The sequence below is a fragment of the Bradyrhizobium sp. P5_C11_2 genome (assembly GCF_054049755.1).
This window is the reverse complement of record NZ_JBFULT010000467.1, coordinates 1-5,986: the sequence shown is the minus strand read 5'-3', so window position 1 is coordinate 5,986 and position 5,986 is coordinate 1. Positions and strand designations below refer to the sequence as shown.

5 protein-coding genes and 1 pseudogene are annotated in these 5,986 nt (G+C 64.4%); all 6 read left to right on the top strand.

Going from position 1 to position 5,986, the window contains the following annotated elements:
* Positions 1-138 (top strand): annotated as a pseudogene (locus ACXJL8_RS31225) (oxidoreductase); the annotation flags it as partial.
* The gene (locus tag ACXJL8_RS31220) at positions 135-923 is read left to right on the top strand and encodes a fumarylacetoacetate hydrolase family protein (RefSeq protein WP_456622224.1); all 789 of its coding nucleotides are present in this window, start codon (positions 135-137) and stop codon (positions 921-923) included. The pseudogene ACXJL8_RS31225 and the gene ACXJL8_RS31220, both read left to right, overlap by 4 nt.
* A 293-nt stretch (positions 924-1,216) precedes the next feature.
* Positions 1,217-2,623 (top strand): hypothetical protein, encoded by a 1,407-nt coding sequence (locus tag ACXJL8_RS31215; RefSeq protein WP_456622223.1) that lies wholly within the window; start codon positions 1,217-1,219, stop codon positions 2,621-2,623.
* Between the two features lie 213 nt (positions 2,624-2,836).
* A complete protein-coding gene (locus tag ACXJL8_RS31210; RefSeq protein ID WP_456622222.1) occupies positions 2,837-4,903 on the top strand; it encodes a phospholipase D-like domain-containing protein in 2,067 nt (688 codons plus the stop codon).
* 179 nt (positions 4,904-5,082) lie between these two features.
* Positions 5,083-5,280 carry a hypothetical protein gene (locus ACXJL8_RS31205; RefSeq protein ID WP_456622221.1) on the top strand — a complete coding sequence of 66 codons (198 nt, stop codon included), beginning with the start codon at positions 5,083-5,085 and terminating at the stop codon, positions 5,278-5,280.
* Between the two features lie 57 nt (positions 5,281-5,337).
* Positions 5,338-5,986, top strand: a 649-nt coding sequence (locus ACXJL8_RS31200) for a hypothetical protein (protein WP_456686168.1), incomplete at its 3' end; no start/stop codon positions are given.

Here is a 5,986-nt window from a genome sequence, read left to right as displayed (position 1 = left end):
GAGATGGGCCGCCTGACCGGGATGGCCACGCCCGCGCTCGACTCGGTGCTGGCGATGGTGACGCAGCGCGCCCGCATCGCCGGCCTCTATGACGGCATCTCGACGCCGGCCRATCCTCGCGCGCTGGCGGTGGCATGATGACCGCCGACATGAAGAAATGGCTCCGCTTCCGCCACGCCGGCGCCGCCGGATTCGGCACGCTGACGCCGTCAGGCATCAGCGTGCATGAGGGCGAGATGTTCGGCCGCAACACTGCCACCGGCAAGACGCTGGGGCTGTCGGAGGTCGAGCTGCTCGCACCTTGCGTGCCCAGCAAGATCGTCGCGCTCTGGAACAATTTTCATGCGCTTGCGGCCAAGCTGAACCAGCCCGAGCCGCCGGAGCCGCTTTATCTCCTGAAGGCCACCACCAGCATCACGACGCCGGGCGCCGTGATCCGCCGCCCGTCTTATTACGACGGCAAGACCACCTATGAGGGCGAGCTCGGCATCGTCATCGGCAGGACCTGCGCCCGCGTCTCGCCGGCGGAAGCCGACAACTTCATCTTCGGCTACACCTGCGTCAACGACATCACCGCCAACGACATCCTGACCAGCGACCCGACCTTCGCCCAATGGGCCCGCGCCAAGGGCATCGACGATTACGGCCCGTTCGGCCCCGTCATCGCGACCGGCCTCGACCCGGCAAAACTCACGGTGCGCACCATTCTCAACGGCGCGGAGCGGCAGAACTATCCGATCGCGGACATGATCTTCAGCGCGCAAGAGCTGGTCAGCAGGATCTCGCACGACATGACCCTGCTCCCCGGCGACCTCATTGCGGTGGGCACGTCCGTCGGCGTCGGCGTGATGAAGGAGCCGGTCAATACCGTGACGGTTGCGATCGACGGCATCGGCGAGCTGACCAACGAGTTTCGGCTGTAGCTGCGACCGCCGTGCCGTAGCCCGGATGGAGTGAAGCGAAATCCGGGACCGGCGCCTCGAGGCTCGCAGAACCCGGATTGCGCTTCGCTCCATCCGGGCTACGGGACTGTGCGCCGCCGCTCCAACTTCGGGAAAACTCGGCAAGACCCGCACCGCCCTCCACCCATCGGCTGACGCCGACGGCTGTGGATCGCGCTCGCTGACGCGTCCGGCAACCCGCCCGCCCCTTGATCTCGGTTCCGCTCTCCAATAGCAACTATGGCGATATTGTGTGCCGGCGTGAGGAATTCACGATGTGGCTGTTTGTCCTGGTTGCCTGGTTCGTCCTGCTTGCCGCCATCGCGCTTCTCGCCCAGCAGGCGTTTGGTTACGATATCGCCCACCTGCCCGCCCTGTTCGCGGGCCTGCCCATGCCGCAGCGAATCGCAACCGGCGCACTTCTGGCCTTGGCGCTCGCACTGATCGGCGCAACCGTCTGGCGGCTCTCACGCCAGGACCGGCGCCTGAACACGCTGCGCGACCGCCTCAGGAAGACGCGGGAGGACGTCGTCGTCGCCCACGCCCTGCAAAATCACCTCGACGCGACCGTCCAGCATCTGATCGAGAGCGATCCCCGGGAGGCCGTCTCCGCGCTCCACGACAAATTGGGCGAGACCGAGCAACGCGCCCTGCTCCAGCAGGGCCGCAATGAATCCACCGACATGCACGACCAGCTCGCCGAGATCCGCCGCCGCCAGCAGGGGCTTCGCGAGATGGTCGGCAAGGTCGCCGAGCAGCGCCGCGCGGTCGAGCCCGTCTTCACCGAGATCCGCGACCGTCAGAACCAGCTCGAGCGGTCCCTGCTCGATCTCGAGACCGACGACCGCAAGAACAACCTCGCCGACCGGTTGAAGGAGATCGCCCGCGACGTATCGACGATGCTGTCGCGGGTGGGCACCGTCCAGGACACCTTCGCAACCCTGAACCAGTACAAGGAAGATCTGGCGAAATCGCACGCCGAGCTGGTGCCGCTGCGCTCGTCCGAGGCCGGCATCAACGCCCTGATCGGCGAATTGAGCCTCAGCCACGACCGCCTCGCGAAAACCATCAACGAGCTCGAAACCGGCGGCGAGGCGCCGCTCAGCGCACGGGTCGAGACGCTCTCGAACAACAAGATCGAGATCGAGCAGCGTCTGGCCCGCATCGACGACAGTTTCAACATCCTGAAGGCGATCCGGCTCGATTTCGAGGAGCTCGGTCAGCGCCGGACGCAGCTCGAGCGCGCGATCGCGGAGGTCGAGACCGACGCCGACGGCAAGAGCCTCGCCGACCGCCAGAACGCCCTGAACGATTTCGTGCTCCAGTCGCGCCAGCGCCTCGGCGCGTTGCAGGAGACGCTGACGACGCTGAATGCCTTCAGGGCGGAACTTTCAAAGTCGCAGGCCGATCTCGTCCCGCTGAAGGCCCCGGTGTTCGGCATCGAGGCCCTGATCGCCGACGTCAGCACCACCCGCGATCTCCTCGCCAAGACGGTCGGCGAGATCGAGGCCAATGGCGGGGTAACCCTGGCCTCGCGCGTCGATGCGCTCACCAGAAGCAAGCGCGAGGTCGAAGACCGGCTCGCCCGCATCTTCGACAATTTCAACGCGCTCGACGGCCTGCGCAAGGACATCGGCGGCATCTTCTCGACGATCAGGAACAGCCTGAACAGGATCGGGTGAGGCGCCGGCACACTTATTCCCCCCACTTCCCCCCACGTCTATTTCACCTACGTCGGCGGCCGATGAGATCACGAGGTATTTTCGTGGCGCCTGGCCCGTGATACAATCTTGGCGCGAATATATTTGATTCAGATTATTGTCAGCTCGATCGCCATTCATCGCCGGCCCCTTACCCGACATGCCGGCCCTCGTTCATAAGCGGAGGAAGAGCCCATGGCCCGGAAAACCACCAAGTCTGCCAAGAAGGCCAAATCCAAAGCCAAGAAATCGAAACCAAGCTCCAAGGCCAAGTCGGCAGCCAAGACGAAGAAGGCGGCCAAATCCAAATCCCGCAAGGCGAAGGCCAGCAAGTCCAAGGCTGGTAAGTCCAAGGCCAGCAAGTCGAAGGCTGGCAAGTCCAAGACCAGCAAGAAGGCGAGCAAGGCGAAGAAGACCATCGCCGGCGCGTCCAAAACTGGAAAGGGCAGCAAGAAGACCGGCGCAACCCAACCGAAACGGCCCAAGCCGCCGACCACGACATCACCGCCGGTGGTCACGCCGCCGCCTGTGATAGCGCCTGCTCCGTCAAATTCGACATCGGGCTTCCAGGTCATCGGCACCAACGCCAATGCGCCGTTCTCGCTGAAATTACATCGCGGCGACGGCATGACGCTGGTTGCGATGAACTGGAAGACCGGCCGGCCGCCGGAAAATTTCGTCGGCTTCGCGATCGAGTACCAGGAGCCCGGTGGCAGTCAGTTCTTTCCGTTGAACAACCGGCTTAACTTTCTCGACGCCTCGGGCAACGTCAATCCGCAGAAGCTTCCGACCCTGCAATCGCCGATCCAGAAATTCCGCTGGGTGCATTTCCCGCGCAACGCTGAGCTCGTCGGCGACTTCGTCTATCGCGTCACGCCGATGTTCATGGACGCGCAGGGCAACCTCAGCAAGGGCGAAGCGCAGCAGGTGCCGATCCAGCTTGCGCGCGAGACCTATCCCGGCATCGCCAACGTCACCTTCACCCGCGGCTTCATCTCCTCGCAGGCCTTCGTCGACCGCTATCTGGCGCACGGCCCGATCAACACGCTGGTGGCGCCGCTCGCCGCGGGCGGGCTCGACTTCAAGCCCACGCATCCCGACACGCAGGCCGCACTGGCCTGGATGGGTTTCGAGGCGCGCGCCGCGATCCTGGAAACCCTCGATCAGGCGATCGCCGACCATGCCGAAGTCCGCGTCGTCGCCTACGATTTCAATCTGCCCGAAATCCTCGACCGCCTCGTCCAGCTCGGTCCGTCGCTCAAGATCATCATCGACGACAGCTCCCCGCATGGCGACAGCGGTTCCGCGGAAAACGCTGCGGAGGTCCGCCTGGTCGCCTCGGCCGGGCGCGCGAACGTGCTGCGCCAGCATATGGGCAATTTGCAGCACAACAAGACGATCGCGGTGAACGGGCCGACCGTGAAGAAAGTGGTGTTCGGCTCCACCAACCTGTCCTGGCGCGGCTTCTACGTGCAGGCCAACAACGCCCTGGTGGTGACTGGTCAGAGGCCGGTCGATCTCGCCTTCGCGTCCTTCGACAGCTACGTTGCCAATAGCAATAACGTCGCGGGCTTCGGCGCAACCCCCTCCGCCGACTGGCAGGATCTCGGTCTTCCCGGCATCGACGCCAAGGTGGCGCTCTCGCCGCACCGCGCCGCCAACGCCAAGCTTGACGAGATCGCGGCCGACCTCAAGAGCGCGACGTCGTCCCTGCTCTATTCGCTTGCCTTCCTGGCTCAGACGGGGGGCTCCGTGCGCGACGCCATCACCGATCTCACCGCCAACAGCAACGTCTTCGTCTACGGCATATCCGACAAGGAGGTGGGCGGCATCGACGTGCAGAACCCGGACGGAAACGTTGTCCCGGTGTTCGCCGCCGAGCTCGGCAAGAACGTGCCGGAACCCTTCAAGTCGGAGCCGACCGGCGGCACCGGCACGCGCATGCATCACAAGTTCACCGTGATCGACTTCGACAAGCCGACGGCACGTGTCTATCTGGGATCCTACAATTTCTCCAAACCCGCCGATCGCCAGAACGGCGAGAATCTCCTGATCATCCGGGACCGGCGCATCGCCGTGTCCTACATGATCGAGGCCCTTAGCCTGTTCGACCATTACTCGTTCAGGGTCGCCGTCAAGAAGGCCAACGAGAAGGGAGAGAAGCTGCATCTGGCACGGCCGCCGGGCCCGGGCGAAAAGCCGTGGTGGGACGACGATTTCACCGTCGCACACAAGATCAAGGATCGCCTGCTGTTCTCTTGAAGCGGTGCCGCCGGCGTCGCGCAGCAGCGAAACATTCGGACACACATCGCATCTCTGCACGCCGACATATGCCGCCAACATGTCGCGCGTCCGCCGCACTGTGGACGCATTCCGACGCGCATCTGTGAGGCGTGTCTGGGGGCACGGCACTGCCGTGTTTGGACCAAACCTTCAGGGGTATGACTGTGAAGAAGATTGTATTTGTCGTGGGTGCTACGTTCGCTCTGGTGACGGTGGCGAACGCTGCGGATCTGCCGCGCCGGCAGCCCGTTTATGCCCAGGAGCAGGCGCCGATCGGCAAGATGCCGATTGGCAAGAGCCCGATTGGAAAGGCCCCGATCGGCAAGGCGCCCGGCCCGGTCGTGTCGCGCTACTGACGCGCAGCATGGCGATCGCTGCATCAGCGTGAACGGCCGGCAGTCGAGGGGCACAAAGTGGCGAACACATCTGATCGATCGGGACCCTGCATCCTCGCGGGATTCGCCCTCGCGGCCATGATCGCATGCACGACGCCCTCGGCCTCGGCCTATGAAGCGAACAAGCGCATTGCCGACGCAAATGCGCTTGTCCCGGCCGACACCGCATCACGACCGGCACCGCAATCGACGCGGCGCCCGGTCGCGCGCACGGAGAAAGGTCCCTACTACGTCGACTTCCGCGCGCGGACAGYGGCGAGCTGGGGCCATGCCTTCATCTGGTATGGCAAGACCAGCGAGAAGGCCGTCGAGGTCGCGGGCCTCACGCCTGCCGGCGACACCTGGGCCTACGTGCTCGGTCACCTGACCTGGGTGCCGTCCGAGACCGGCGCCAGCTACGGCGATCTCGATCCGGACTATTTGACCGCCAGCTACCGCGTCTACCTCAACGAAGCCGACGCGAAACGCGTGTTCGCCTACATCAAGAAATTGCAGGCGAGCTCGCCGGTCTGGAACGCCGAGACCACCAACTGCACCGGTTTCATCGGTGACATCGCCGAGTTCATGGGCCTGAAGGTCCCTTACCGCTGGCAGCGCCCGGAAAACTTCGTCAACAACCTCAAGGAAATGAACGGCGGCCGCCAGATGGTGCGGCTGTCGGCGGAGT

What these genes read in the sequence shown, in the direction of transcription:
- ACXJL8_RS31220 (WP_456622224.1), top strand. Translation starts at nt 135, where the DNA reads ATGATGACCGCCGACATGAAGAAATGGCTCCGCTTCCGCCACGCCGGC.
- ACXJL8_RS31210 (WP_456622222.1), top strand. Translation starts at nt 2,837, where the DNA reads ATGGCCCGGAAAACCACCAAGTCTGCCAAGAAGGCCAAATCCAAAGCC.
- ACXJL8_RS31215 (WP_456622223.1), top strand. Translation starts at nt 1,217, where the DNA reads ATGTGGCTGTTTGTCCTGGTTGCCTGGTTCGTCCTGCTTGCCGCCATC.
- ACXJL8_RS31205 (WP_456622221.1), top strand. Translation starts at nt 5,083, where the DNA reads ATGACTGTGAAGAAGATTGTATTTGTCGTGGGTGCTACGTTCGCTCTG.